The sequence below is a fragment of the Pectobacterium betavasculorum genome, from assembly GCF_000749845.1.
Taxonomy (GTDB): Bacteria; Pseudomonadota; Gammaproteobacteria; order Enterobacterales; family Enterobacteriaceae; genus Pectobacterium; species Pectobacterium betavasculorum.
The window spans coordinates 698,295-722,234 of sequence record NZ_JQHM01000001.1; the positions used below are offsets into that span (position 1 = coordinate 698,295).

At 50.1% G+C, this 23,940-nt stretch carries 20 protein-coding genes and 1 other annotated feature (1 of these 21 cut by a window edge); of the genes, 8 read left to right on the forward strand and 12 right to left on the reverse strand.

Translation table 11 applies throughout. The features are described 5' to 3' along the window. Positions 1 to 108: 108 nt before the first annotated feature. The 3 genes from KP22_RS03135 to KP22_RS03145 are packed head-to-tail and all read left to right on the forward strand — an operon-like array spanning position 109 to position 4,139. Positions 109 to 1,413, forward strand: a complete 1,305-nt coding sequence (locus KP22_RS03135; RefSeq protein ID WP_039322316.1) for a cytosine permease — start codon at positions 109 to 111, stop codon at positions 1,411 to 1,413. A 37-nt stretch (positions 1,414 to 1,450) separates the two neighbouring features. Further along, the gene (locus KP22_RS03140) at positions 1,451 to 2,560 is read left to right on the forward strand and encodes an S-methyl thiohydantoin desulfurase family protein (protein ID WP_039322319.1); all 1,110 of its coding nucleotides are present in this window, start codon (positions 1,451 to 1,453) and stop codon (positions 2,558 to 2,560) included. Positions 2,561 to 2,570: 10 nt separating this feature from the next. Then, a complete protein-coding gene (locus tag KP22_RS03145; protein ID WP_039322322.1) occupies positions 2,571 to 4,139 on the forward strand; it encodes a hydantoinase/oxoprolinase family protein in 1,569 nt (522 codons plus the stop codon). Positions 4,140 to 4,220: 81 nt separating this feature from the next. Here the strand turns inward: KP22_RS03145 and pflA are convergent, their stop codons facing one another. The 4 genes from pflA to ycaO all read right to left on the reverse strand — a co-directional run bounded on the left by pflA (position 4,221) and on the right by ycaO (position 10,654). Further along, positions 4,221 to 4,961 (reverse strand): pyruvate formate lyase 1-activating protein, encoded by a 741-nt coding sequence (pflA, locus tag KP22_RS03150; RefSeq protein WP_039300662.1) that lies wholly within the window; start codon positions 4,959 to 4,961, stop codon positions 4,221 to 4,223. A gap of 269 nt (positions 4,962 to 5,230) precedes the next feature. After that, positions 5,231 to 7,516, reverse strand: a complete 2,286-nt coding sequence (pflB, locus tag KP22_RS03155; RefSeq protein ID WP_039300658.1) for a formate C-acetyltransferase — start codon at positions 7,514 to 7,516, stop codon at positions 5,231 to 5,233. 57 nt (positions 7,517 to 7,573) lie between these two features. Then, the gene (focA, locus tag KP22_RS03160; protein ID WP_039300655.1) at positions 7,574 to 8,434 is read right to left on the reverse strand and encodes a formate transporter FocA; all 861 of its coding nucleotides are present in this window, start codon (positions 8,432 to 8,434) and stop codon (positions 7,574 to 7,576) included. Positions 8,435 to 8,890: 456 nt separating this feature from the next. Continuing rightward, entirely contained in the window at positions 8,891 to 10,654 is a 1,764-nt protein-coding gene (gene ycaO / locus KP22_RS03165; RefSeq protein ID WP_039300652.1) for a 30S ribosomal protein S12 methylthiotransferase accessory factor YcaO, read from the reverse strand. Between the two features lie 329 nt (positions 10,655 to 10,983). On the opposite strand from ycaO, the gene serC reads away from it, so the two are divergent. The 5 genes from serC to ihfB all read left to right on the forward strand — a co-directional run bounded on the left by serC (position 10,984) and on the right by ihfB (position 16,507). Continuing rightward, positions 10,984 to 12,069, forward strand: a complete 1,086-nt coding sequence (gene serC / locus KP22_RS03170; protein WP_039322324.1) for a 3-phosphoserine/phosphohydroxythreonine transaminase — start codon at positions 10,984 to 10,986, stop codon at positions 12,067 to 12,069. An 81-nt stretch (positions 12,070 to 12,150) separates the two neighbouring features. Next, the gene (aroA, locus tag KP22_RS03175) at positions 12,151 to 13,440 is read left to right on the forward strand and encodes a 3-phosphoshikimate 1-carboxyvinyltransferase (RefSeq protein WP_039300646.1); all 1,290 of its coding nucleotides are present in this window, start codon (positions 12,151 to 12,153) and stop codon (positions 13,438 to 13,440) included. A 223-nt stretch (positions 13,441 to 13,663) separates the two neighbouring features. Next, positions 13,664 to 14,341: a (d)CMP kinase gene (gene cmk, locus KP22_RS03180; protein ID WP_039300643.1), complete on the forward strand. Its 678-nt coding sequence runs from the start codon at positions 13,664 to 13,666 to the stop codon at positions 14,339 to 14,341. A 116-nt stretch (positions 14,342 to 14,457) separates the two neighbouring features. Beyond that, on the forward strand, positions 14,458 to 16,131 hold the full coding sequence (rpsA, locus tag KP22_RS03185; protein ID WP_039357911.1) for a 30S ribosomal protein S1: 1,674 nt from the start codon (positions 14,458 to 14,460) through the stop codon (positions 16,129 to 16,131). Positions 16,132 to 16,222: 91 nt separating this feature from the next. After that, a complete protein-coding gene (ihfB, locus tag KP22_RS03190) occupies positions 16,223 to 16,507 on the forward strand; it encodes an integration host factor subunit beta (protein WP_005967571.1) in 285 nt (94 codons plus the stop codon). A 160-nt stretch (positions 16,508 to 16,667) separates the two neighbouring features. On the opposite strand, the gene hisIE is transcribed toward ihfB, so the two are convergent. The 8 genes from hisIE to hisG are packed head-to-tail and all read right to left on the reverse strand — an operon-like array spanning position 16,668 to position 23,772. Then, a complete protein-coding gene (hisIE, locus tag KP22_RS03195; protein ID WP_039322327.1) occupies positions 16,668 to 17,300 on the reverse strand; it encodes a bifunctional phosphoribosyl-AMP cyclohydrolase/phosphoribosyl-ATP diphosphatase HisIE in 633 nt (210 codons plus the stop codon). Beyond that, positions 17,294 to 18,070: an imidazole glycerol phosphate synthase subunit HisF gene (hisF, locus tag KP22_RS03200; protein WP_039300633.1), complete on the reverse strand. Its 777-nt coding sequence runs from the start codon at positions 18,068 to 18,070 to the stop codon at positions 17,294 to 17,296. Before hisF ends, hisIE begins: the two co-directional genes overlap by 7 nt. Continuing rightward, the gene (gene hisA / locus KP22_RS03205; protein ID WP_039300630.1) at positions 18,052 to 18,789 is read right to left on the reverse strand and encodes a 1-(5-phosphoribosyl)-5-[(5-phosphoribosylamino)methylideneamino]imidazole-4-carboxamide isomerase; all 738 of its coding nucleotides are present in this window, start codon (positions 18,787 to 18,789) and stop codon (positions 18,052 to 18,054) included. Before hisA ends, hisF begins: the two co-directional genes overlap by 19 nt. 6 nt (positions 18,790 to 18,795) lie before the next feature. After that, positions 18,796 to 19,386 carry an imidazole glycerol phosphate synthase subunit HisH gene (gene hisH, locus KP22_RS03210; RefSeq protein WP_039322330.1) on the reverse strand — a complete coding sequence of 197 codons (591 nt, stop codon included), beginning with the start codon at positions 19,384 to 19,386 and terminating at the stop codon, positions 18,796 to 18,798. Then, positions 19,386 to 20,453, reverse strand: coding sequence for a bifunctional histidinol-phosphatase/imidazoleglycerol-phosphate dehydratase HisB (hisB, locus tag KP22_RS03215; protein ID WP_039322333.1), 1,068 nt, complete (start codon positions 20,451 to 20,453; stop codon positions 19,386 to 19,388). Before hisB ends, hisH begins: the two co-directional genes overlap by 1 nt. A gap of 15 nt (positions 20,454 to 20,468) precedes the next feature. Further along, entirely contained in the window at positions 20,469 to 21,542 is a 1,074-nt protein-coding gene (hisC, locus tag KP22_RS03220) for a histidinol-phosphate transaminase (RefSeq protein ID WP_039300623.1), read from the reverse strand. After that, positions 21,539 to 22,867, reverse strand: a complete 1,329-nt coding sequence (gene hisD / locus KP22_RS03225; protein WP_039323422.1) for a histidinol dehydrogenase — start codon at positions 22,865 to 22,867, stop codon at positions 21,539 to 21,541. The genes hisC and hisD overlap by 4 nt, the downstream gene beginning before the upstream one ends. Before the next feature lie 5 nt (positions 22,868 to 22,872). Further along, complete coding sequence (hisG, locus tag KP22_RS03230; RefSeq protein WP_039300620.1) at positions 22,873 to 23,772, reverse strand: ATP phosphoribosyltransferase; 900 nt, start codon at positions 23,770 to 23,772, stop codon at positions 22,873 to 22,875. 122 nt (positions 23,773 to 23,894) lie between these two features. Next, positions 23,895 to 23,940, reverse strand: a sequence feature (His leader region) (it continues 76 nt past the right edge of the window).

Consider the following 23,940-nt stretch of genomic DNA (forward strand, 5'->3'; position numbering starts at 1 on the left):
GTGTTGTTAGCTTGCTGACGACACCATTGTTCTATACGTCGCCAGACAACCTCTATAAAATATCACAACGATACAATAATTATTTGCTGCTTATTTAATGGAGGAGTTATGTCTCAAGGGAGTGCTGTACCTGAAAAAGAACAACAGGGGCGGCAAATCTATGATTACGAATACGAACCTGTTCCTGCCGAAGCTAGAAAAAGCTGGTATGTCATCGCGTTAATATGGTTGGCAATGGGGATCGATATATCAGGTCTATTTCTTGGTGCTTTCTTAAGCGGTGGGTTGCCTTTTTCTCAGGCAGTTAGCGCAACACTTATCGGATCTGCCTTTCTAGGCGTGCTGGCAGCATTATGTGCTAACGTTGGTTATGGATGTGGATTATCAACAACGCTACTGAGCATCTCCGTTTTTGGCCGCCTCGGTGGAAAGATTATCGGTATTTTCTCCGCAGTTTCATTGATTGGTTGGTTTGCTTTTCAACTCGACTTTTTTGGTGTAATGCTGCAAAAAGCACTACTACATTATCAATTAGAACCAGGACGTTTTCTTATTTTGGTTTTCGGTATGGTACTGATGACCTCTACCGCTATTTGGGGTGTCAGGGCATTGGGAAAATTGAGTATATTCAGCGTGCCACTAATGCTGATATTGATAATTACAGGTTTAGTTTTTGCAGCAAATAATCATCCCGAAATACCTATTCCTATAATTAAAGAGCCAATTAGTATGGGAAGCGCTATCTCTTATGTTGTTTCTATTTGGATAGTATCTGCGGTAATGTCACCGGATATTGCTCGCTATGCGAAAATGCGTAAAGATGCGCTTCTCGGCGCTGGATTAGGCTTCTTTTTGGGCAATAGCTCAACGATATTAGTTGCGCTCATTCTGACTCATCTTGTTGGTACAGAGGATTTAGTGGAAGTGTTCTTCAGTATCGGTTTAGGTATGTCTGCTATTGTGGTGCTTATTTTTGCCCAGTGGACAACAAATAGTACCAACCTTGTTTCTGCATCTCTTGGACTATCCGTTGTTATTCGCGCACTATCGCGACCAGTATTGGTTGTACTCATGGCTATTGCAGGGTTGATATTAGCTTACAACGGTATGATTAATAATTTTACTCGATTCTTGTCCCTGCTAGGTGTGTTGATTTCTCCTATCGCGGGTGTCTATCTCGTCGAGTATTATTTTATTAAGTCTTCACGTTTGCAGAAAAACGTGTCAGAGGCGTCATTCTTGAATGTGGCGGCGGCTATTTCTTGGTTACTCGGTAGTATTGTGAGCCTGTTAACCTCCCCAGATTTTTTCGATTTATTTACGATAAGCTCAATCTCTGCCCTGGATGGCGTAATTGTCAGTATGGCTGCTTATATCGGCATACATAAAATTTTTCCTCAATTGGTAGATTGACCGTGTTACACAAATAACTCGTGATCTTGGGTAGGGTATGTCTCGTTATATTAATGAACAAGCAATTGATGATATAGGATTAGGAGCTGCTGTTCTCGGTACTGGGGGCGGCGGCGATCCGTATGTAGGTTCTTTAATGGTCAAACACGCATTAAAAAATGCGTCCGAAGTTCCTATATTCGGTTTAGATGAAATTAAAGATGATGATGTGTTTGTACCTTTTAGCATGATCGGCGCAACGACGGTTGTTGTAGAAAAGATCATGTCAGCGAGTCAGTTTGTTCGAGCATTTGATGCGATGGAAAAAGCACTTGAACGACCTATTACGGCGACATTTCCCATAGAAGTCGGAGGTATTAACTCCTTAATACCGTTTATTGTTGCGGCCGCAAAAGGATTGCCTGTTATCGATTGTGATGCGATGGGGAGAGCATTCCCGGAAGCGCAGATGGTGACCTTTTTTCTCGACGGTTTATCTTCGGCACCAAATACGCTAGCTGATGAGAAGGGTAACTCAGTTATCATCAATCCTATTGATGGTGTGTGGTCTGAGCGGTTAGCCCGAGCTATTACAGAACAAATGGGGGCGGCCTGTGCGATGTGTGATTATCCGCTTCGCGGGCACGAGCTCAAACGAAGCGCTATTAAAGGAACGCTGACACTGGCGCAAAACATCGGGAAAACGCTGCGTGAGGCTCATCAATCAGGCAGTCACCCGGTGCAGTCTCTGCTCACAGTGCTGAATGGCCATGTCGTTGCATCAGGAAAAATTGTTGATGTAGTACGGCGTACAACCGGCGGTTTTGCTCGTGGAAAAGTGGTGCTGGATGGCATGGGCAGTGACAAAGGTGAGTCCTTTACGGTGCTTTTTCAGAATGAACTCTTATTGGCTTATCGTTCTTCACAGACGGCAGAACCTACGCAGGATAATCTGCTGGCTGTTGTTCCAGATTTAATCTCCATAGTAGATAGTGAAACCGGACGTCCGATTATTACGGAACATTTGCGTTATGGGCAGCGAGTCGATGTCATTGCCTATCCGTGCAATGACAAATGGCGAACGCCAAAAGGGATTGACGTTGCGGGGCCGAAGTATTTCGGTTATCCGGTGCAGTATGTGCCGATAGAACTGCTTGCAAATCGCTGAGCCTTTCCCGATGTTACATAAAAATCATTACCGACTCGGGATTGATGTTGGAGGCACCAACACGGATGCAGCAATTTTAGATGCAAATCTGCGCTGTATTGCGACGGCTAAATTTGCTACCAGTATGGATATTTATAGCGGCATTGAGCGAGTGATTGCTGCGGTATTGGCGCAATCTGGTATTGCGCCTCAGCATATTCGCTATGCGATGTTAGGCACAACACAATGTACCAATGCGATTGTTGAGCGAAAAGGTCTGGATCGCGTCGGGTTATTACGTCTAAGTCTGCCAAGCAGCGATAGCGTCCCACCGTTGTTTGGCTGGGATGATGCGTGGAAAAATACGTTAGGCGAGCATTTTTACCAGCTTCATGGCGGCTATGAGTTTGATGGCCGAGAGATTCATCCTGTACTGCGAGATGAAGTGCTGGCGGTATGTGACAAGATACGTGGGCATGTGGATAGCGTGGCTATCTGCGGCGTATTTTCTCCCGTAAACAATGCGCAGGAACTGCGGGTTGCTCAATGGGTGAATGTAGTATTACCGGATGTTTCCGTATCGTTATCTCACCGGATAGGCAGCACGGGATTATTGGAAAGGGAAAATGCAACGATTCTGAATGCATCATTGCAAAGCACCGCAAACCGTTTTGTTAAGGGTTTTACACAAGCACTCGTTCGGCACGGTATCAACGCTATGCCATTCTTCGGGCAAAATGACGGCACCTTGATGTCCGAAAGTATGGTGAAGCAATATCCGATTCTGACGATGGCCTGTGGGCCAACGAACTCAATTCGCGGTGCGTGCCATCTTTCTGGATTGGATAATGCCCTGATTATCGATGTCGGCGGCACGACGACAGATATTGGCGTATTAGTGAATGGCTTCCCGCGTGAATCAGCAATTGCGGTTGAAGTGGGGGATGTGCGGACGAATTTTAGAATGCCGGACATTATTTCTATTGGCATTGGTGGTGGAACCTGTGTTCGGCAGTCTCAGGATGGAAAACTCACCCTCGGGCCTGACAGCGTTGGCTATCGCCTTCTTGAACAGAGCATCAGTTTTGGTGGGGAAACGTTGACGCTCAGCGATATCATGCTGCAACTTCAGCGTGAACGATGGACATCCACGCTTTCGCATCCACTGCCAGAACTGGATAAAGTGCTTTGCCAGCAGGCTTATCGCCAGATGGTTGAGAAAGTGGAGAGTGCAATCGATCGGATTAAATCGTCGAATGCGGCTATTCCCGCTGTTCTTGTCGGCGGTGGCAGTATTTTACTGCCTGACGTTTTATCCGGTGTCAGCCAGGTCATGCGTCCGCTGAATTTTGATGCGGCAAATGCAGTTGGCGTGGCGTTAGGGAAGGTGGGCGCACAGATTGAACGTGTGGTTAAAATGCCGGATAACGATCGTGAAAAGATAAAAAGCAAATTACAGCAGCAAACCATTTTTCTTGCGGAAGAGACAGGTGCCATGCCCGGCAGCGTTGAAATCATCGATTATCAGGAAATACCGTTGGCCTATCTACCAGGGAATGCGGTACAGGTGAAAATCAAAGCCGCAGGGAGTCTGGCCTAACACAATAATGAGTGATATCCCTCTGCTAAAACGAAAATAGCGCGCCATGAGCGCGCTATTTTTTTCAGGAAATGTCAGAGATTAGTACATTACCTTGTGACCGTAGCTTTCAAGAATCGATTTAACGCGATCCATTGTATCGGCCTTCGGCGGTTTAACTCCGTCTAATTTGTACTCTTCCCCCATCGCGATCCACTTGTGTTTGCCAAGTTCATGGTAGGGAAGAAGCTCAATTTTCTCGATGTTCGTCATATCTTTGGTGAACTCGCCCAGCTTGTGCGCGGATTCATCGTCATCAGACCAGCCGGGTACTACCACATAACGTATCCAGGTACGCTGGTTACGTTTTGCCAGATAGCGGGCGAAATCCAGAGTACGGTGATTCGATACGCCAACTAAATTCTGATGTATATCATCGTTCATTTGCTTTAGGTCAAGCATCACTAAATCACTGACGTCCAAAAGTTCGTCAATGACGGGATCGTAACGACGTACGAATCCATTGGTGTCCAGACAGGTGTTAATGCCTTCAGCCTTGCAGGCACGGAACCAGTCGCGCACAAACTCGGCTTGTAGAATTGCCTCGCCGCCTGATGCCGTGACACCACCGCCGGATGCATTCATAAAGTGGCGATAGGTCACGACTTCTTTCATGAGCTCTTCAACCGTCACTTCTTTGCCGCTGTGGGTATCCCAGGTATCACGGTTATGGCAATACAGGCAGCGCATCAGACAGCCCTGGAAGAAGATGATGAAGCGGATGCCTGGACCATCGACGGTGCCACAGGATTCAAAAGAGTGGATGCGACCAATTACTGACATTGCGAGGTTTTCTCCAAATTTGACCGGACAATAGCGGTCTTTATGAGCGCAGTCATGAGAAAGCGGGTACCGATCTGACAGGGATTTCTGGCAGAAAAACACCGTGTGACAGATGCTGCGTCGAATCTGTTTTGCAAGCCATCCACGTGACGAAGGTAACATAGCGGGCTGGCAAAACAGGCTAACAATCTGAACGACAAGCGAGGGTAAGAAAAAGGCCCCACTGACGTGGAGCCTCTATTTTACGCCTTTTCAGACAGCCATGGAAATTAGATTGACTGCGTGAAAGTACGGGTAATGACGTCTTGCTGCTGTTCTTTCGTCAGTGAGTTGAAACGCACTGCGTAGCCAGATACACGGATAGTCAACTGCGGATATTTTTCCGGGTTTTCCATCGCATCAAGCAGCATTTCACGGTTCATGACGTTGACGTTCAGATGCTGACCGCCTTCGATGCTGCTGGCTTCGTGGTGGAAGTAGCCATCCATCAGGCCAGCAAGGTTAGCTTTACGCACGTTGTCGTCTTTACCCAACGCGTTAGGTACGATGGAGAAGGTATAAGAAATACCATCTTTCGCGTAAGCAAACGGCAGTTTGGCAACAGAAGTCAGAGAGGCAACAGCACCTTTCTGGTCACGACCGTGCATTGGGTTAGCACCTGGTCCGAACGGAGCACCTGCACGGCGGCCGTCTGGTGTGTTACCTGTTTTCTTACCATATACCACGTTAGAGGTGATGGTAAGAACGGACTGAGTCGGAGTCGCGCCACGATAGGTATTCAGTTTCTGAATTTTCTTCATGAAACGTTCAACCAGATCACAAGCCAGTTCATCTACGCGAGCATCGTTGTTACCGAATTGCGGATATTCGCCTTCGATATCAAAGTCGATAGCCAGGCCATCTTCATCACGGATTGGTTTAACTTTGGCATATTTGATGGCAGACAAGGAGTCAGCAGCAACAGACAGACCAGCGATACCACATGCCATGGTACGGAACACGTCACGATCGTGCAGTGCCATCAGCGACGCTTCGTAGCTGTATTTGTCATGCATGTAGTGGATGATGTTCAGCGCGGTGACGTATTGTTTAGCCAACCAATCCATGAAGTGATCCATACGATCCATCACTTCATCGAAGTTCAGCACGTCGCCTTTGATGGGTTCTGATTTCGGACCAACCTGCATTTTCAGTTTTTCATCCACGCCGCCATTGATAGCGTACAGCATGGTTTTCGCCAGGTTGGCACGGGCACCGAAGAACTGCATTTGCTTACCAACGATCATTGGGCTTACGCAACAAGCAATCGCGTAGTCATCGTTGTTAAAGTCAGGACGCATCAGATCGTCATTCTCGTATTGCAGAGAAGAGGTATCGATGGAGACTTTAGCCGCATAGTTTTTAAAGCTTTGTGGTAGTTTTTCAGACCAGAGAATGGTCATGTTTGGCTCTGGAGATGGTCCCATGGTGTATAGCGTGTTCAGGAAGCGGAAACTGGTTTTGCTTACCAGCGTACGACCATCCAGACCCATACCAGCCAGAGATTCTGTTGCCCAAATTGGGTCACCAGAGAACAGCTCATCATACTCAGGTGTACGCAGGAAACGCACCATACGCAGTTTCATGACCAGGTGGTCAATCATTTCCTGAGCTTCTTCTTCCGTGATTTTGCCCGCTTTCAGATCGCGCTCAAGGTAGATATCCAGGAAAGTGGAGACACGTCCAAAGGACATTGCTGCACCATTCTGTGATTTCACCGCAGCCAGATAGCCGAAGTAAGTCCACTGAACCGCTTCCTGAGCTGTTGCTGCTGGGCCAGAAATGTCACAGCCATATTTAGCTGCCATTTCTTTAATTTGGCTCAGCGCATGATGCTGATCGGCAATTTCTTCACGCAGACGGATTGTTGCTTCCAGATCTTCGCCGTTTTCCAGTTTGGATTGCAGAGAAGTGAACTGAGCAAACTTGTCTTTCATCAGGTAGTCGATACCGTACAGCGCAACGCGACGGTAGTCACCGATGATACGACCACGGCCATAGGCATCTGGCAGACCAGTCAGAACGCCAGACTTACGACAACGCAGGATGTCTGGGGTATAGACATCGAACACGCCCTGATTGTGGGTTTTGCGGTATTCAGTGAAGATTTTCTTCAGTTGAGGATCCAGTTCACGACCGTAAACTTTACATGAACCTTCAACCATTTTGATGCCGCCGAACGGAATTAATGCACGTTTCAGCGGAGCATCGGTCTGAAGACCAACGATTTTTTCCAGACCTTTGTTGATGTATCCCGCGTCGTGAGACGTGATAGTTGCAGCAACATTGGTATCAAAATCAACAGGCGCGTGAGTGCGGTTTTCCTCTTTGATGCCTTCCATGACGCTGTCCCACAGCGCTGAGGTCGCTTTGGTTGCGCCAGCCAGGAAAGACTCATCACCTTCATACGGCGTGTAGTTTTTCTGGATAAAGTCACGAACGTTGACGTTATCCTGCCATTCACCTTTGCTAAAGCCTTGCCATGCATTGGCCAATTTTTCATTCAGCTCGGTCATTTTACACCTACCTTTGATATGGATTTCTTAAAACCCGACGTTGCGGCCGATTGCACCTTAGTGGTGCTTGTCTCCACCGCGCAAATAAATTACCCAATATGTTAAACCGACCATTACACCGCCGCCGATGATGTTCCCCAGGGTTACGGGAATCAGGTTATCGGTTATGAAGTGGCTAACGGTTAAATGTTCAAACTGAGATGGCACCATGCCAATGGCATTCCAGAACTCTGGAGCCGCAAAGTTTTTGATAACAATGCCCATAGGGATCATGAACATGTTGGCGATACTATGCTCAAAGCCGCTGGCAACGAACATGGCTACGGGCAAAATCATGGCAAACATTTTATCTGTGAGTGTGCGGCCAGAGTAGCTCATCCACACGGCCAGACAAACCATCAAGTTAGCTAAGATACCCAGGCACAGTGCTTCAACGAACGTATGTTCAAGTTTGTGTTCAGCTGTTTGTAGGACATTGAGACCCCATGCACCGTTTGCGACCATATGCTCTCCTGAGAACCAAATAAGTCCAACGAAGAAAAGCGCGCCAATCAGGTTGCCGACATAAACATTAGCCCAATTATAGGCTAGTTGTTTCCAGGTAATACGTCCACTGGCTTTGGCAATCACGATGAGAACGGTTGAGGTAAATAAGTCTGCGCCGCAGACGACAACCAACATGAGGCCAAGGGAGAAACAGATACCACCGATCAATTTTGCGATACCGAAAGGAATCGTTGCGGTCCCGGTGGTGGAAGTAATATAGAAGACGAAAGCGATCGAAATAAATACACCTGCTGTGATCGCTAAATAAAACGTCGTACACGGTTGTTTGGTAGCTTTATAGACTCCGGCATCTTCAGCAACTTTTGCCATCGCGGCCGGTAGTAATAGAGTGAAGGGGTTGTCAGCTTTCACACTAACTCTCTCTTAAAATTTATCAGCGTTGAGATACTAACAAAGCAGTATACGGTAAAATTTGACGTGGATCATATTGCAAGAAATTAATAGGCTGGTAAGTAGGGTGGTCTAGTAGAATTTTATGGTTAACCAATTGATTTTTATTGTGAAAAAATATTTTAAATTTTACAAAAAGAGTTGAATGACAGACGTTAAACCTACCGATTTAGCGTTAATGAAAATCATGTGTTGTAGAATTTCAGTACCACCTTGTCGAGGTAATTTAATTAAAAATTCACTATTCAATAACAATGTTCTGATTATGCATTTACGAATAATAGATATTGTACTTTGGATAACAAGATAGCCCTTCAAAATAAAGGGCTATTTGGGTTGGATGCAAATTGCCATTTGCCATTTGTAATGGTTTGCACTCATCAATATAAGACGCGTGCTGACTGCATCACTCAGGAATTATTTGGCTTGCCAATAACGACGTTTAGCCTGTTGCAGTTTTTCATAGGCTGCCAGCAGAGATTGGTGCGCAGGCAAAGAGGCAAATGTGTCATCTACGGCAAACAGCCCATAGAAGCACGCTTCGCCTGCAACAGCGGCACTGGCGGCCTCGACTGTCTCACTGCCGTACATTTTGGTAAAGGCGTCGTAATATTCTGCTGGATCGCGCTCAGACTCCTGTGCCAGTAACAGCAGGGTTTGCAGGCAACGGTAGTAATTGCTGCGCTGTGCCGTAAAGACGGAGTCGTTGAAATCTTGCGTCCACTCTGTCCAGGTCAGAGCCTGATCCAGATCGCCGCCAGCCAGAGCCAGCATGGCTTTCAATTCGCCTACACGTAAAGTGAGCCAGCCATTATCTTTGCCTGTGGCAATACCAAGCAACTCGCGTACGCGGGTGAAGTCATCCAACCCTTCGTCGTCCAACTGTTGCAACAGTGCCAGATAGTCTTCTTGTTCCCATTTGCTGTCTGGCAGGGCCAGCAGCGTTTCACGCAGGTGAGCACCCATGCTGTTATTGGCTAATAGTAGATCATCGGCGGGGTAGATGTCTGACATCCCCGGCACGATGATGCGGCAGGCATAAACGGCCAGATGCTCATAGTCAGCAATATAGACTTCTTTATCTTCCTGCTGGAAGATCGCCATCAGCGTCGCGAACTCCTCTTCTGTCGATCCTTTAAAGCTCCAGTCGGCAAATTCATAATCTGCCTGCTTCTTGAACATATCCCAAGAGATCAGACCGCTGGAATCAATAAAGTGGGTTTCCAGATTGGCGTGTTCGGCAACTTCTTCATCATCGAACGTCGGTGGAGTAAATACGTCCAGATCTTTCAGGCCACGACCCTGTAACAGTTCAGTGACGGTACGTTCCAGCGCCACGCCGAAGTCAGGGTGCGCGCCGAAGGAGGCAAAACAGGTGCCGTTAGCAGGATTAAACAATACCACGCAAATGACCGGATATTTCCCGCCCAGTGAGGCATCGTAAGAGAAAATCGGGAAGCCTTCTTTTTCCAGCGTGGCAATCGCTTCGACTACGCCAGGATAGCGGTTCAACACATCTTGCGGAATTTCCGGCAGGCTGATGGATTCAGCAATGATTCGGTTTTTAATGCTGCGCTCAAACACCTCAGACAGCCCCTGAACGCGGGCTTCGTTGGCGGTGTTACCGGCTGACATCCCGTTAGAGACGTACAGATTACCGATGATATTCATCGGAATATAAACGGTTTGCTGATCGGACTGACGAGTAAACGGCAGGGCGCAAATACCTCTGTCGGCATTGCCGGATTGCAGATCGATCAGATCGCTGGCGCTCAATTCCTGTTCTGGGTCGTAAAACTGGTGCAGACGTGCATCCAGAATGCCTTCCGGCAGCGCATTATCTTCCGGGATCGGGAACCATTTTTCATTCGGATAGTGAACGAAATCACCGTTCGCGATAGCTTTACCGAGATAGAAGTCAGCAAAGAAATAGTTGGTGGACAGACGCTCGAAATATTCGCCTAACGCGGAAGCCAGAGCCGCTTTTTTACTGGCACCTTTGCCGTTAGTGAAGCAGAGCGGGCAATCGCGGTCCCGAATATGGACAGACCAGACGTTTGGCACTGGGTTCAGCCATGACGCTTCTTCGATGTTAAACCCCAGGTCCTGGAGTTGCTGTTGAAAACGGGCGATGGAAACTTCCAGGGCGGCGTCTTTGCCTGGGATAAACGTTTGAGTCATGGTGTTCACTCTTATCGAGATTAGCGGAAGCGGCATGATACGGATTTTTCTGCCTGGACTCTATTTATTCATAACAGATTGGCAACAGCGAAAAAGAACAGACTGCGTAACGTGCCGTTTTGCATAATGAAAGCGCAATAAGCGTTGCAGCCGCGGTGGACGAGTGATAAAACCGATAACAGGGTAAAAGTAGTGTGGTTATGACGGACATCCCGTTATAACGGCGATCTTGTAACAGCGGTATTTTTATAACTAGCAGATTTGTAACTAGCAGATTTGTAACTACAGTGATAAAAACAGCCGCTATTTTTCAGATGTGGTGAGGGGAAATGGCTCAGATTTTTAATTTTAGCGCCGGTCCAGCAATGCTGCCGGTTGAAGTATTGCGTCGTGCTGAACAGGAATTATGTAATTGGAATGGCTTGGGTACATCGGTCATGGAAATCAGCCACCGCAGTAAGGAGTTTATGCAGGTTGCCGCTGAATCCGAACAAGATCTGCGTGATTTGCTGAAAATCCCCTCTAACTACAAAGTGCTCTTTTGCCACGGGGGTGCACGTGCACAATTTGCGGCAGTGCCGTTAAATCTCTTGGGTGAGCGCTCAACAGCGGACTACATCGACGGTGGATATTGGGCACACAGCGCAATCAATGAAGCAGAAAAATACTGCACGCCTAACGTGATTGACGTTAAAACGCGCGTTGGCGATCTGCGGGGCGTTAAGCCGATGCGCGAATGGAAATTGTCTGATGACGCTGCGTTTGTGCATTACTGCCCGAACGAAACGATTGACGGTATTGCGATCGAAGAAGAGCCGGATTTTGGCGATAAAATTGTGGTCGCCGACTATTCTTCCAGCATCCTGTCTCGCCGGATTGACGTTAGCCGCTATGGTGTGATCTATGCTGGTGCGCAGAAAAATATCGGACCTGCTGGCTTGACGCTCGTTATCGTGCGTGAAGATTTACTGGGGAAAGCGCGTCGTGAGCTGCCATCAATTCTGGATTACCAGGTTTTGGCGGACAATGACTCCATGTTTAACACGCCGCCGACCTTTGCCTGGTATCTGTCCGGCATGGTCTTCAAGTGGCTGAAAGAGCACGGCGGTCTGGCTGAAATGGAAAAACGGAACCAAGAGAAAGCCGACCTGCTATATAGCGCGATTGATGGTAGCGATTTTTATCGTAATGATGTCGCAGTAGCGAACCGCTCTCGCATGAATGTGCCGTTCCTGCTGGCGGACTCCGCGTTGGATAACGTCTTCCTGGAAGAATCCGTCGCTGCGGGTCTGCACGCGCTGAAAGGGCATCGTGTTGTAGGCGGCATGCGTGCTTCTATTTACAATGCGATGCCATTGGAAGGCGTGAAAGCGCTGACTGAGTTTATGGCCGACTTCGCACGTCGCCACGGTTGATTCACGCCAACCTTGCTATACATTTTGATCAACCTCGGACTTTCCGGGGTTTTATGTCCACGTTGAAAGAATAGGCTTCACATGCAGGAATCCCTGACCCTACAACCCATCAAGCTGATTAACGGTACACTTAACCTTCCAGGATCAAAAAGCGTCTCTAACCGTGCGCTTTTGCTGGCAGCCTTATCTAAAGGAAAGACCCGACTGACGAACCTGTTAGACAGTGATGACGTTCGTCATATGCTGACTGCTTTAACGGCGTTGGGGGTGGAATATCATCTGTCATCTGATCGAACCGTGTGTGAGATTATTGGGCTGGGTGGTGCATTTACGGCGGAGCAGCCGCTGGAACTGTTTTTAGGGAATGCGGGTACCGCGATGCGTCCACTGGCTGCGGCTCTGTGTCTGTCGGATGGCGATATTGTACTGACAGGCGAACCGCGTATGAAAGAGCGACCGATCGGGCATCTGGTCGATGCTCTACGCCAGGGTGGTGCGAAGATTGACTATCTGGAACAGGAAAACTATCCCCCGCTTCGCCTGCACGGTGGTTTCCAGGGCGGCGAAATTAGCGTGGATGGCAGTGTGTCGAGCCAGTTTCTGACAGCCCTACTGATGACAGCGCCACTGGCCGTGCAGGATACGCAAATCAGCATTCAGGGCGATCTCGTTTCTAAACCGTATATCGATATCACGCTACATATGATGAAAGCGTTTGGTATTGATGTACGCCATGAAAATTACCAGCGCTTCTTCGTGGCGGGTCGCCAGCAGTATCGTTCACCGGGTGATTATCTGGTTGAAGGCGATGCGTCGTCGGCCTCTTATTTCCTGGCTGCAGCGGCCATTAAAGGCGGTGTTGTACGCGTGACCGGCGTGGGTCGTAATAGCGTACAAGGTGATATCCGTTTTGCCGATGTTCTGGAAAAGATGGGCGCAATTGTACGCTGGGGTGAAGGCTATATTGAATGCGAACGTGGTGAACTGCACGCGATCGATATGGATATGAATCACATCCCTGATGCCGCAATGACTATCGCTACGGCGGCGCTTTTCGCTCAGGGCGGTACCACCACGCTGCGTAATATCTATAACTGGCGCGTTAAAGAAACCGATCGTTTAGCTGCGATGGCGATTGAGCTGCGCAAAGTAGGCGCGGAAGTGGAAGAGGGGAATGACTACATTCGCATTACGCCGCCAGCCAAGCTGAAAGCGGCAGAAATCGGCACGTATAACGATCATCGCATGGCGATGTGTTTCTCGCTGGTGGCGCTATCAGATACCCCAGTCACGATTTTGGATCCGAAGTGTACGGCTAAAACCTTCCCTGACTACTTCGAGCAATTGGCGCGTCTCAGCGAACTGGCTTAATTCCTTTCTAAGGCACGGCTCCCGTGCCTTTTTTCTCGTTCGATTTCCACCACATTCCGCTCTGTTTTCCTTCCGAAAGTGCGTAGCGCGTTCAGATAATGCCTTATTTTTCCCGTCATTCCGGTATTGTGGGGTAACCTTTCTCTGTATTGATGCGTATAATGAGGCATCCGTGATGCCATAAACGGCATAAGCGGAACTTCCCAGTATTAAGGAGAGAGAAATGACGGTGATGGCACCGGTAGTTACGGTTGACGGACCGAGCGGCGCAGGTAAAGGTACTTTATGTAAGGCATTGGCTGAAGCTTTACAATGGAACCTGCTGGACTCGGGGGCTATCTATCGTGTTTTGGCGTTGGCGGCGTTACACCATCGTGTGGATATCAGTTCCGAAGATGCGCTGGTCCCGCTAGCCTCTCATCTTGATGTGCGCTTTGTTGCAGAAGATGGGCAGTTGAAAGTCATTCTGGAAGGTGAAGACGTTAGCCACGAAATTCGTACCGAAGCGGTGGGTAACACGGCTTCTCAGGCAGCGGCTTTTCCTCGCGTTCGTGAAGCATTATTACGGCGGCAGCGTGCTTTCCGTGAGGCTCCGGGGTTGATTGCCGATGGACGTGATATGGGAACTGTGGTCTTTCCTGACGCGCCGGTGAAGATTTTCCTGGATGCCAGTGCTGAAGAGCGTGCACAACGTCGCATGCTACAGTTGCAGGGGAAGGGCTTTAATGTTAACTTTGAACGTCTTTTGTCTGAGATAAAAGAACGGGATGAGCGCGATCGTAGCCGCCCCGTTGCGCCGTTAGTGCCTGCTGCCGATGCGTTGGTGCTGGATTCAACGGAAATGACCATCGATGAAGTGATAGCGCGTGCGTTGGCTTATGCCCGCGAAATTTTAGCGTAATCACAGAAAACTGAATTTTTACCTCGCTGTAAGGATGCACAGCGGGGCATGTTAAACAACCCCATCGAGCAGGATGCCAGATGGACGTTAAATTGAAACCCTTAAGATTATCAAACATGACTGAATCTTTTGCTCAACTCTTTGAAGAATCCCTGAAAGAAATCGAAACCCGTCCTGGTTCCATCGTACGTGGTGTTGTTGTTGCTATTGATAAAGATGTCGTACTGGTTGACGCCGGTCTGAAATCTGAATCTGCCATTCCGGTAGAGCAATTCAAGAACGCACAGGGCGAACTGGAAATTCAGGTTGGTGATGAAGTAGACGTTGCTCTGGACGCTATCGAAGATGGCTTCGGTGAAACCCTGCTTTCTCGCGAAAAAGCTAAACGTCATGAAGCATGGCTGACGCTGGAAAAAGCCTACGAAGAAGCTGCAACGGTTACTGGTATTATCAACGGTAAAGTTAAAGGCGGTTTCACTGTTGAGCTGAACGGCATTCGTGCGTTCCTGCCAGGTTCTCTGGTAGACGTTCGTCCGGTTCGCGACACGCTGCATCTGGAAGGCAAAGAGCTTGAGTTCAAAGTTATCAAGCTGGATCAGAAACGCAACAACGTTGTTGTTTCCCGCCGTGCAGTTATCGAATCTGAAAACAGCGCTGAACGCGATCAACTGCTGGAAAACCTGCAGGAAGGCATGGAAGTTAAAGGTATCGTTAAGAACCTTACTGACTACGGTGCATTCGTTGATCTGGGTGGCGTTGATGGCCTGCTGCATATCACTGATATGGCTTGGAAACGTGTTAAACACCCAAGCGAAATCGTCAATGTGGGCGACGAAATCACTGTTAAAGTGCTGAAATTCGACCGCGAGCGCACCCGTGTGTCTCTGGGTCTGAAACAGCTGGGCGAAGATCCATGGGTCGCTATCGCTAAGCGTTACCCAGAAAGCACGCGTCTGACTGGCCGCGTAACCAACCTGACTGATTACGGCTGTTTCGTTGAAATCGAAGAAGGCGTTGAAGGTCTGGTACACGTTTCCGAAATGGATTGGACCAACAAAAACATCCACCCATCCAAAGTTGTTAACGTTGGTGATGTAGTGGAAGTTATGGTTCTGGATATCGATGAAGAACGTCGTCGTATCTCCCTGGGCCTGAAACAGTGTAAATCTAACCCATGGCAGCTGTTCGCAGAAACTCACAACAAGGGCGACCGCGTTGAAGGTAAAATCAAGTCAATCACTGACTTCGGTATCTTCATCGGTCTGGACGGCGGCATCGATGGTCTGGTGCACCTGTCCGACATCTCCTGGAACGTGGCTGGCGAAGAAGCCGTTCGCGAATACAAGAAAGGTGATGAAATCGCCGCTGTTGTTCTGCAGGTTGACGCAGAGCGCGAGCGTATCTCCCTGGGCGTGAAACAACTGGCTGAAGACCCGTTCAATAACTACCTGTCTGTTAACAAGAAAGGTGCTATTGTTACTGGTAAAGTTACAGCAGTTGACGCCAAAGGTGCTACAGTTGAATTAGCAGACGGCGTAGAAGGCTATCTGCGTGCTTCTGAAGCTTCTCGCGATCGCATTGAAGATGCAACGCTGGTACTGAACGTTGGCGACAGCGTCGAAGCGAAATACACCGGTGTTGATCGTAAAAACCGCGTGGTTAGCCTGTCTGTCCGTGCGAAAGACGAAGCTGACGAGAAAGATGCAATCGCAACTGTTAACAACAAGCCTGAAGAAAACAATTTCTCCAGCGCGATGGCAGAAGCGTTCAAAGCAGCTAAAGGCGAGTAATCACAACGGTAGAATGAGCAACGTAAGTTGCTCATTCTTGTAACGGTAGTCAGTTATCCTGGCTATTGATAGCCACGTATTTGGAGGCGCTATGACCAAGTCTGAACTTATTGAAAGGCTTGCTGGACAGCAATCTCATATCCCGGCCAAAGTGGTTGAGGATGCAGTGAAAGAAATGCTTGAACAAATGGCCTCTACGTTAGCCGAAGGCGATCGTATTGAAATCCGTGGGTTTGGCAGTTTTTCACTTCACTACCGTGCACCGCGTGTAGGTCGTAATCCGAAAACGGGTGATAAAGTTGAGCTGGAAGGTAAGTACGTCCCTCACTTTAAGCCAGGTAAGGAACTCCGCGATCGCGCTAATATTTATGGCTAATTTTTAGTCCTAAATACCAGCCTTATAAAAGCACCCACGTTGGGTGCTTTTTTACATTAATAGCCACCGTACTCTCAGCACTCCTGTCGATATGGCACGTCTATCTAACATCATATATGTTATCCCGCGCTATCAATGGCTGATAACGCGGGGAACAAGCCTACTTATTGTGACGCGCTTTCAGACGATTGATGATGGTCGCCAGATCTAAATCCTGATCCTGTAGCAGCACCAGCAGGTGGTACATTAAATCTGCGGCCTCGTTGGTCAGCTCTTCGCGATCGTGTACCGTTGCCGCTAACGCAGCTTCCAATCCTTCTTCGCCGACTTTCTGCGCAATACGCTTGGTGCCGCTGGCATACAGACGTGCAGTATAAGAACTGTCTGGGTCGGCATGCTTACGCTCTGCCAGCAGTTGCTCCAACTGATAGAGGAACGTCCAGTCGCTGGCAGCAGGCGAGAAACAGCTGCTGGTACCCAGATGACAGGTTGGGCCGATAGGATTAACCAGAATCAGCAGTGTGTCGTTATCGCAGTCTGGCGTGATTGAAACGACATTCAGGAAATGGCCGGAAGATTCGCCTTTCGTCCACAACCGCTGTTTGGTACGCGAGAAAAACGTCACCTTGCCGCTCTCTTCGGTAGCCTGCAACGCATCCTGATTCATGTAGCCCAGCATCAACACTTCACCGGATACCGCATGTTGCACGACAACTGGCAGCATGCCGTCCGTTTTTTCCCAATCGAGTTGGTTTCGTTGCTCGTCGTTTAGAAAGAACTCTTCACTTAACACACTCGAATCTCCACACCTTGTTGCTTAAGATATTGTTTCAGCTCGCCAATATTAATAATTTGCTTGTGAAACACCGATGCAGCCAGCGCGCCATCAACGTGGGCGGTTTGGAACGCATCTAGAAAATGTTCCATGGTGCCAGCGCCGCCAGAAGCAATCAGCGGAACATTGCAGACATCACGCACCAGATTTAACTGATGTAAATCATAGCCGTTGCGCACGCCGTCCTGATTCATCATGTTCAGGACAATCTCACCCGCGCCGCGCTTTTGCACTTCTTCCACCCAATCCAGCGTCTCCCAGGTGGTGACCTTGGTACGCGTTTCGTCGCCGGTGTATTGGTTCACATGGTAGCGGCCGGTGGCGGCATCATGCCAGGTATCAATTCCGATGACGATGCACTGCACACCATAGCGATCGGCCAATCGGGTAATCAACTCTGGATCGGCTAACGCGGGTGAGTTGATGGAGATTTTATCCGCGCCGAAAGAGAGGATTTGACCAGCCTCTTCCACGCTTTTAATGCCGCCCGCCACGCAGAAAGGAATATCGATAACTTCCGCAACGCGTGACACCCAGCTTTTGTCGACGACGCGGCCATCGGAAGACGCGGTGATATCATAAAAAACCAGTTCGTCAGCGCCTTCCTGTGCGTAGCGCTGCGCCAACGGTACGATGTCACCGATGATTTCGTGATTACGGAATTGCACACCTTTGACGACCTGACCGTTACGCACGTCCAGACAGGGGATTATCCGTTTTGCCAGCATGAAATAGCCTCCGCGACGTTAAATTTACCTTCCAGCAGCGCACGACCAACGATAACGCCTTGCACGCCGCTGCCGCGTAAATTGGCGATATCAGTCAGATTACCGATGCCGCCGGATGCCTGAAAGGCAATCTGCGGGTAGCGCTGGCTAATTTCACGATAGAGCTCGACGTTAGAGCCGCTTAGCGTACCGTCACGGGAAATATCAGTGCACAGTACATGCTTCAGACCGAACGGCAGATATTGTTCGACGACCTGCTCAAGCGTGGCGTCTGAGTTTTCCTGCCAGCCGCTGATGGCGACGAACTTCGTACCGTTGGCGTCGATACGTACGTCCAGCGCGAGTACCAGCGCTTCTGCGCCGTAACGGGTGAACCATTGCTGAACGAGTTCCGGCTGCTTAACGGCGGTAGAGCCGATGACAACACGGCTGGCACCGGCTTTTAGCAACGCTTCTACGTCCTGCTCAGTACGAATGCCGCCGCCGATCTGTACCGGTACGTTAACGCCAGCCAACAGCGTGGTTAATAGGGGGATCTGTCGGGCTGATGGATCTTTTGCTCCGGTCAAATCCACCAGATGCAGTACGCCTGCACCTTGTTGTTGGTAATCCTGCAAGCGGGGAAGCGGATCGCTTCCGTATTGGCGCTGCTGGCCATAATCACCCTGATGCAGACGGACAACCTGTCCATCAATCAGATCTAATGCGGGAATAATCATGACGCTCTACATCTCCAGAAAGTTTTTCAGCAACTGCGCGCCCGCAGCACCAGAACGCTCAGGGTGGAATTGCACACCAAAGAAATTATCTTTTTCCAGCGCCGCGGTGAAGGCTTCGCCGTAGTTGGCTTGTGCAATCGTGTTTTCGCAGACTGGCATTGCATAGCTGTGAACGAAATAGAAATAAGCGCCGTCATCGATATCGCGGAACAAACGATGTCCGGCCTTCGGAATCACCTGATTCCAGCCCATGTGCGGCAGCGGCAAGCCGTGATCAACCATCTTTTTCACTGGCGCATCGACAATCCCCAGCGTGGGGATGCCACCATTTTCGTCGCTGTGTGTCCCCAGCAACTGCATGCCGAGGCAAATGCCGAGAACCGGTTGAGTACAGGCTTTGATCAGCGCGATCAGATCGCGTTCTTCCAGTTGATTCATCGCTGCCTGCGCGGTGCCTACGCCCGGCAGAAATAGCTTGTCTGCTTGCAGGACAATCTCGGCCTCGCGGCTGACAACAGGCGTATACCCCAACCGCTGCACGGCGTAGGTCACCGAAGAGAGGTTAGCGCAGTCGGTATCAAGAATGACGACTTTCATCAGAGCACTCCTTTCGAACTCGGCAGCGTGTCACCCTCGACGCGAATTGCCTGACGCAGAGTGCGTCCGAAGACTTTAAACAGGCTTTCCACACGGTGATGATCGTTACGCCCTTTGGTTTTCAGGTGCAGTGTGCAGGCCATGGAATAAGACAGTGAGCGGAAGAAGTGTTCAACCATTTCCGTACTCAGATCGCCAACGCGCTGATAGTTGAATTCGGCTTTATATTCCAGATGCGGACGCCCTGAAATATCCAGCGCACAGCGTGCCAGGCACTCATCCATCGGCAGGACGAAACCAAAACGGCCAATACCGCGTTTGTCGCCCAGCGCTTTATTCAGGGCTTCGCCCAGTGCCAGACCGCTATCTTCCACCGTGTGATGATCGTCAATGTACAGGTCGCCTTTCACTTCAATGTTCATGCGGAAGCCGCCGTGAGTGGCGATCTGATCCAGCATGTGATCGAAGAAGCCGACGCCAGTATTGATTTTGCTGCCGCCTTCCTGATCCAGCCAGACGTTTACATCAATTGCGGTTTCACGCGTGACGCGGTTGACGTGTGCATGGCGGTTACGTTTGGTCAACTGGTTGGCGATCGCTTGCCAGTTCAGCCCACCTCGCTGGTAGAGCAGGCCAGTAATGCCCATATTCTGCGCCAGTTGGATATCGGTCTGACGGTCACCGATGACGTAGCTATTTGCTGTATCCATCAGGCCGTTGTTCAAATAGGCAGTCACCAGTTCGGTTTTGGGTTTGCGGCAGGTGCAGTTATCCGCCGGCAAATGTGGGCAAATCAACACTTGCTCAAACTGGACGCCCTGCGATGTCAGAATCTGCATCATCAGGTTGTGCGGGGGATCGAAGGTTTCCTGCGGAAAACTATCGGTTCCCAGCCCATCCTGATTCGTGATCATCACCAGCGTATAACCAGCCTTTTGCAGCGCCAGCAGCGAGGGAATGACATCTGGTTCCAGTGCCAGTTTATCCAGACGGTCAACCTGAAAATCCTCAGGCGGTTCAGCAATCAATGTTCCGTCACGGTCGATAAAGAGGTATTTCTGGCCCACGTGAGCTCCTTAAAATTAAGCGTTGATGCCCGGCAATGATTGTAACGCAGCAACAACGCGTTCACATTCGTAGCGGTTGCCGATAGTAATGCGCAAACAGCCTGCGAGGCTGGGTTGCTTATTTTGATCACGCAGAATAATGCCCTGATCCCACAGTGTTTTAAATACAGAAGGGGAGGCGGTAAAGCGTACCAGCAAGTAATTACTCTCGCTGTGAAAGACTTCCTCAATGCAGGGAATATTTTTCAGAATCTCGCTCAGCCAGCGGCGGTTGGTCGTCACCTCTGCAACATTCGCCTTCATCTTGGCGATCCCTTCGTGGCTCAGTGCCTGCGCGGCGATATCTGCCACGGGAGTGGACAGCGGATAAGGGGCGATCACCTTCAGCAAAAGCGCAATCACCTCTGGGTTCGCCAGCGTGAAGCCACAGCGCAATCCGGCAAGTGAAAAGGCTTTGGACAAGGTACGCAGAATCACCAAATGAGGGAACTCGGCCAGCCAGCCCGCAGTGGTCGCCTGCGGACAGAATTCAATGTAGGCTTCATCGATAACGACCAGCGCTTTTCCCTGTGCCAGCGTCAGCAACTGGCGTAAATCATCCCGAGCAATCAGGTTACCGGTCGGGTTGTTTGGGCTACAAACGTAAACAACTTTGGTGCCGTCGAGCTGTGCTTCAATCGCATCAAGATCCAACTGCCAGTCTGATTTGCTTGCCGCCGTGCGGCGTTCGACGCCAAACGTTTCGGCGCTGACGGCGTACATACCGTAGGTCGGAGGACAGAAAAGAATGGCATCTTTCCCCGGTTCGCAGAATGCACGAATCAGCAATTCGATACCTTCGTCGGCACCACGGCTAACCAAAACCTGTTCTGGCGTTACGCCTGCATACTCGGCGTAACGGTTGATAACCAGAGCCGGCTGACATTCCGGGTAGCGGTTCAACGTCTGCAAGGTTAACTGAAATTCTGGCGCTTGAGGATATTCATTGGCATTTAGCCAGACATCGCCGTTGCCACCCAGACGGCGTGCAGACTGATACGGTGTCAATGCACGGACGTTGGCGCGTGCCAGTTCTTCAATGCTGCTCATGCTTGCTCCTTCAGTGCTGCAACACGTAGGGTAACGGCGTTTTTGTGGGCGGTCAGCTGTTCAGCCTGTGCCAAAATCTCTATTGTTGGTGCCAGTTGCAGTAACCCCTGCGGCGTGAGCTGCTGTACGGTCATGCGCTTCTGGAAATCGGCCAGACCCAGGCTTGAATAGGTTGAGGTATAGCCATAGGTCGGCAAAACATGGTTAGTACCGGAGGCGTAATCGCCAGCGGATTCCGGTGACCAGTCGCCAAGGAACACGGAACCGGCGCTGGTGATGCTATCAACCAGCGACTCGGCATCGCGTGTCTGGATGATCAGGTGTTCAGGGCCATATTGATTGCTGATTTCAATGCACTGCGCCAAATCACGCGCCACGATGACGCGGCTGCTGGCAAGCGCCTGACGTGCGATGTCGGCACGAGATAGCTGGGTTAGCTGTTCTTCAACAGCGTCCGCTACGGCTTTGGCCATGGCTGCATCGGGTGTGAGCAGGATGACCTGCGAGTCCGGCCCATGCTCTGCTTGTGACAGCAGATCGGAGGCGACAAACGCGGGCGTCGCACCGCTGTCGGCGATCACCAGAACTTCTGATGGTCCTGCGGGCATATCAATCGCTGCGCCATCAAGCTGCTGGCTGACCTGACGTTTGGCTTCGGTGACGTAGGCATTGCCTGGGCCAAAAATCTTATCGACTTTCGGCACGCTATCGGTGCCAAATGCCATCGCGGCAATCGCTTGTGCCCCACCAAGCTGAAAGACTTCTTTAATGCCGCACAACTGTGCGGCATACAGAATTTCATCGGCAATCGGCGGCGGTGAACACAGCACCACACGACCGCAGCCTGCGATGCGTGACGGTGTTCCCAGCATCAGCACGGTTGAAGGTAGCGGGGCAGACCCCCCAGGAATATACAGGCCAACCGTCGCGATAGGGCGAGTAAGCTGCTGGCAACGTACGCCGGGTTGCGTTTCGATATCGACAGTCGGCAGCTTTTGCGCGTTGTGGAATGTCTCGATATTACGCACCGCGATTGCCATGGCCTGTTTTACCTCATCACCCAAACGGGCGGCGGCGGCGGTAATCTCGGTCTCGGTGACGCGAAGCGTATTCACCTGAACCTTGTCGAACTGTGCGCTGTAGTCGCGTAAGGCGCTATCACCGCGGCTTTTCACGTTTGTCAGAATCTCGCTTACAACGGTGGTAATGCGATCTGAGGCAGAAATGGCTGGACGAGTCAGCAACTGACGCTGTTCTTCTACTGAACAGTGCTGCCAGTCGACAAGCGTGCTGAAACTGCCGATGCTATTGGTGTTGTCAGCCATCGCCATCACTCCATCATTTTTTCAATCGGCAGGACCAGAATAGAACTGGCACCCAACGATTTCAGTTTTTCCATGGTTTCCCAGAATAGCGTTTCGCTGCTGACCATGTGCATAGCGACTCGACTTTGGTCGCCTGCCAGCGGCAGAATGGTCGGGCGCTCTGCACCTGGCAGCAGGGCTATGACTTCATCCAGACGTTCGCTCGGCGCGTGCAGCATGATGTATTTGGATTCACGTGCCTGAATCACGCCTTGCATACGGGTCAGCAGTTTATCGATTAGCTGTTGTTTCTCTGCGGGCATCTCGCCGTCGCGCTGAATCAGGCAGGCTTTGGAGCGGTAAATCACTTCCACTTCGCGCAGGCCGTTAGCTTCCAGCGTGGCACCGGTTGATACCAGATCGCAGATGGCATCGGCCAGACCCGCACGCGGTGCCACTTCGACGGAACCGTTGAGCAGACAGGATTTGAAATTGACGGATTGTCTGTCGAGATATTGTTTGAGCAAGTGAGGATAAGAGGTGGCAATACGTTTGTTTTGCAGGCATTCAGGGCCGGTATAAGCTTCGTCCAATGGCATGGCCAGCGACAGTCGGCAGCCGCCAAAGTCCAGTCGACGCAGCGTGAAGTAACGCGGATCTTCGCCTTGTGCTCGGCGATTTAACAGCTCTTCTTCCAGCACATTTTCACCGATGATACCCAGATCGACCACGCCATCCATCACCAGACCGGGGATATCGTCATCACGAACGCGCAGGATATCAATTGGCATATTTTCTGCGAACGCGATAAGACGCTGTTGCTGTAAGTTGATTTTAATACCGCAGCGCGCCAGCAGCTCGCGTGAATCGTCGCTCAGGCGGCCTGACTTCTGCATTGCGATCCGTAAACGTGTTTTATCCAGCATGGAAACCTCATTAACCTGTCAAATTTAAATTTCTAGCAATATAGCGAGCATAAAAAAACGTCGGGAACGTTTTTTAACGTTGCATAGCAACGGCCTGTAAGGTGCGCACAAGGATAGCGCGCATAAAAAAACCCTCGGAAGGTGATCTTCCGAGGGCTCTCATTGAGT

Bases quoted from the DNA above. Each gene is read 5' to 3' on its own strand.
- KP22_RS03135 (WP_039322316.1), top strand. From the start codon at position 109: ATGTCTCAAGGGAGTGCTGTACCTGAAAAAGAACAACAGGGGCGGCAA.
- KP22_RS03140 (WP_039322319.1), top strand. From the start codon at position 1,451: ATGTCTCGTTATATTAATGAACAAGCAATTGATGATATAGGATTAGGA.
- KP22_RS03145 (WP_039322322.1), top strand. From the start codon at position 2,571: ATGTTACATAAAAATCATTACCGACTCGGGATTGATGTTGGAGGCACC.
- pflA (WP_039300662.1), bottom strand. From the start codon at position 4,961: ATGTCAGTAATTGGTCGCATCCACTCTTTTGAATCCTGTGGCACCGTC.
- pflB (WP_039300658.1), bottom strand. From the start codon at position 7,516: ATGACCGAGCTGAATGAAAAATTGGCCAATGCATGGCAAGGCTTTAGC.
- ycaO (WP_039300652.1), bottom strand. From the start codon at position 10,654: ATGACTCAAACGTTTATCCCAGGCAAAGACGCCGCCCTGGAAGTTTCC.
- serC (WP_039322324.1), top strand. From the start codon at position 10,984: ATGGCTCAGATTTTTAATTTTAGCGCCGGTCCAGCAATGCTGCCGGTT.
- aroA (WP_039300646.1), top strand. From the start codon at position 12,151: ATGCAGGAATCCCTGACCCTACAACCCATCAAGCTGATTAACGGTACA.
- cmk (WP_039300643.1), top strand. From the start codon at position 13,664: ATGACGGTGATGGCACCGGTAGTTACGGTTGACGGACCGAGCGGCGCA.
- rpsA (WP_039357911.1), top strand. From the start codon at position 14,458: ATGACTGAATCTTTTGCTCAACTCTTTGAAGAATCCCTGAAAGAAATC.
- ihfB (WP_005967571.1), top strand. From the start codon at position 16,223: ATGACCAAGTCTGAACTTATTGAAAGGCTTGCTGGACAGCAATCTCAT.
- hisF (WP_039300633.1), bottom strand. From the start codon at position 18,070: ATGCTGGCAAAACGGATAATCCCCTGTCTGGACGTGCGTAACGGTCAG.
- hisA (WP_039300630.1), bottom strand. From the start codon at position 18,789: ATGATTATTCCCGCATTAGATCTGATTGATGGACAGGTTGTCCGTCTG.
- hisH (WP_039322330.1), bottom strand. From the start codon at position 19,386: ATGAAAGTCGTCATTCTTGATACCGACTGCGCTAACCTCTCTTCGGTG.
- hisC (WP_039300623.1), bottom strand. From the start codon at position 21,542: ATGAGCAGCATTGAAGAACTGGCACGCGCCAACGTCCGTGCATTGACA.
- hisD (WP_039323422.1), bottom strand. From the start codon at position 22,867: ATGGCTGACAACACCAATAGCATCGGCAGTTTCAGCACGCTTGTCGAC.
- hisG (WP_039300620.1), bottom strand. From the start codon at position 23,772: ATGCTGGATAAAACACGTTTACGGATCGCAATGCAGAAGTCAGGCCGC.